Source organism: Lentibacillus halophilus, from assembly GCF_039522485.1.
GTDB classification, from domain to species: Bacteria; Bacillota; Bacilli; order Bacillales; family Amphibacillaceae; genus Lentibacillus; species Lentibacillus halophilus.
Genome location: NZ_BAAADM010000010.1, coordinates 1 through 2861, shown reverse-complemented (window position 1 = coordinate 2861; position 2861 = coordinate 1). Strand labels below are relative to the sequence as shown.

General features: G+C 46.1%; 3 protein-coding genes. All 3 read right to left on the bottom strand.

Annotation, left to right across the window (positions count from 1 at the left end):
• Positions 1-203 precede the first annotated feature (203 nt).
• The 3 genes from ABDZ72_RS02875 to ABDZ72_RS02865 are packed head-to-tail and all read right to left on the bottom strand — an operon-like array spanning position 204 to position 2559.
• A complete protein-coding gene (locus ABDZ72_RS02875) occupies positions 204-1892 on the bottom strand; it encodes a b(o/a)3-type cytochrome-c oxidase subunit 1 (RefSeq protein ID WP_343751037.1) in 1689 nt (562 codons plus the stop codon).
• Positions 1892-2395, bottom strand: coding sequence for a cytochrome c oxidase subunit II (locus tag ABDZ72_RS02870; RefSeq protein ID WP_343751036.1), 504 nt, complete (start codon positions 2393-2395; stop codon positions 1892-1894). The genes ABDZ72_RS02875 and ABDZ72_RS02870 overlap by 1 nt, the downstream gene beginning before the upstream one ends.
• A gap of 23 nt (positions 2396-2418) precedes the next feature.
• The gene (locus ABDZ72_RS02865) at positions 2419-2559 is read right to left on the bottom strand and encodes a cytochrome c oxidase subunit 2A (RefSeq protein WP_343751035.1); all 141 of its coding nucleotides are present in this window, start codon (positions 2557-2559) and stop codon (positions 2419-2421) included.
• Between the last annotated feature and the right edge of the window lie 302 nt (positions 2560-2861).

The following is a 2861-nucleotide window of genomic DNA, read 5'->3' as shown; positions in this document are numbered from 1 at the left end:
TACACAATCAGCCGTTAGGCTGAGAGGTTCACTCCTACTTGACCCAAAACAATTCAGAATAGTGCGCGTGCCTGGCACTTAAAAACATGCTCCGGAAATACGCGTCGCGCGGCGGCTGCGTACATTTCCGGAGCTAAATCTGAGCTTCATTCGTCGTTAATGTTAATCCCTTAAGTTATGTCCCGGCCTCTTTTGATAACAGTTTAATTGTTGCCGATCAAATTCGGGAATGGCGGTGATCCCGGTGGTGCGTTCTGAATAATATCAATGAACGGAATCGTATAGGCAAACAGAATAAGCGCAATCGTAATGCCAATCCAAAGTTTCCAGTTTTCCAGAAATTTCGGTGTGGGTCTGGCGTCCGGTTCTTCTTCCGCAATTGGATACTCTTCTTCGCCTTTTGGTGCGAAGAAAGCCATTTTGATAAAGATGTACACCATTAAAATGATCCCGATGAAGAGAATAGAACCGCCAATCGCCTGCGCTAATTGGTATTGTTCCCATACATGTGCCTGTTCGGTGCCGCCATAAGTTGAAAAAGCTGAACGTCTTGGTGCACCAAGCAGACCCTCGATATGCATCGAACCAGACATGATCAGCATCCCCACAGCCCAAATAATCGATTGGATAATCCCCAGCCGGTTAATTTGCTTCGTCAGGCGCCGTCCGGTTAAATGCGGCACGAGCCAATAACTGATGCCAAAGAAGGTTAAGATAACTGTTGCAGCTATCGTTATATGAAAATGCCCGGTTACCCAGATTGTGTTATGCACAACTTCATTCATCTGATGCGAGGCATTAATAATACCGCCTGCTCCGCCCGGTATGAATGCCAGCATCCCAATAAATGGTGCAAGAAAACGCACATCTCTCCACGGTAAATGCTTCAGCCAGCCAAACAGGCCTTTAAAGCCTTTTTTCCTGCCTGTCGTTTCAAACGTCGCAAATATGGAAAAGGCTGTCATTAACGTAGGAACGACGACCATAAAGGTCAGCACAACCTGAACGAATTTCCATGTCGGATCGATGCCCGGCTCGGTTAACTGGTGGTGAAAACCGACAGGAATGGAAAAGAATATCAACAGGATAAACGCCAAGCGCGCAAGTGAATCACTGAAGATACGTCCGCCAATAATTTTGGGAATAATCGCGTACCAGGCCATATAAGCCGGCAGCAGCCAGAAATAAACGAGCGGATGGCCAAAGTACCAGAACAAGGTACGGCTGATAAGCACATCAATCGTCGCGGCATAGCCCAGTGACCACGGGATAAATTGCACTATAACGGCCACAGCTACACCCAGCGAAGCAATCACCCACATAAGCATGTTGATGACAACCATGAACGCAAGCAACGGTGATTTTTCACCCGGATGGGCTTTTTTCCATAAATAAAGCTGACGCCAGTTAACAATGGCGGAGATCCAGCTGCCAATAAAAATCAGGGACAGGCCAATATAAAATATCGGGTGTGCCTTTAACGGCGCATAAAATGTATACAGGACACTTGCCCTGCCCAACAGAATCATCACGGCAGCCATGATCGTGCCGGCGGTCATGACCCAGAAAGATATCCAGGCCCACATGCGTTGTTTACTGGACATACCGACGGTCTTGCCCATTAAACTATACTGAAAACCGATAATAAAAAATGTTGTGAGGACAAGAGCTAATACAACACCGTGCAATGTCAGGATCTGGTAATACCCAATCCCAAATGGCAGGTTGAATTGGCCAGAGCGGACGAGCGTCTGCAAGAGACCCATCGTACCGCCGATTAATAACGATATAATGGCAACATAGATAAATGACATATATAAGCGTTTTTCTGGTTTAGACAATGTGATATACGCTGTTTCTTCTTCCTGACCAACTTTTTTAGAAAGTGCCATCAGTCATACACCTCCAATTTCGCATACATTTGGTGGTGACCAATGCCGCAATATTCGTTGCATACAATCGTGTAAGTGCCAGTATTATCAAGGGTGGCTTCGTAGCGGCTAACGTGACCCGGCTCCACCATCATATTTACGTTCGTGCCCGCCGCGTTAAAGCCATGCACGACATCCGTCGACGTGATTTGAAACAGAACCTCTGATCCTTTAGGAATTCGAATCGTTTTCACTGAGTTACCTTCATCGTCCGTTCCCATGTCAAAGTTGAACGCGGAGGCAATCACATTCACAGCATACTTGCCATCGTCAATTTTAGTAAGGCCAAGCCGCTCCTCCTGAAAATTTTCATTGGCTTCGACATTTTCCGGATCAATGGTTTCGGCACCGCTCTGCGGATGAGTGCCTTTCCAAAAGGCTCCATAGGCAAGAATCGCCAAAAATGCGACGAGAGAAGCGATCCCAAAAATGAGCCATATTTTCTCATATTTATGCAAATGCATAAGTCATTCCTCCAATGATGAGATTACCTGGAAATAAACAATCCATAAACACCGGCCCAACTGACAATAATAAAGGCCCCCACAAGCATGACGGAAATAAAGGTGCCCTTCAGACTGTACGACGCATGATCTGAAGTCTCTTTGTCCGGCTTGTTTTGTGACATCACACAATCCTCCCTTCTGGTTCGACATGTCGCCATACTGCATCAGACAGTTATGGCTCGTGGCTCTCTTTTAGAAAAACAAATAATGGTTTATCGACGTGTCCGGAAAAATTTATCAGAACCACGTCTTACTTTCAGACTACCAAACCAAATTGGCCATTGGAATATACGAAACGTATCATTTCGTTTTTTGTCACAAAGCTATGACCATTATGTGTCAGATCGGGATGAGTGCCTGGCAGAGCGACCGGGCTTAGGTCGTAACATATAGTGGGTGGGATGCCCGCCGAGTAAGAGTTAGC

What these genes read in the sequence shown, in the direction of transcription:
- ABDZ72_RS02875 (WP_343751037.1), bottom strand. Translation starts at nt 1,892, where the DNA reads ATGGCACTTTCTAAAAAAGTTGGTCAGGAAGAAGAAACAGCGTATATC.
- ABDZ72_RS02870 (WP_343751036.1), bottom strand. Translation starts at nt 2,395, where the DNA reads ATGCATTTGCATAAATATGAGAAAATATGGCTCATTTTTGGGATCGCT.
- ABDZ72_RS02865 (WP_343751035.1), bottom strand. Translation starts at nt 2,559, where the DNA reads ATGTCACAAAACAAGCCGGACAAAGAGACTTCAGATCATGCGTCGTAC.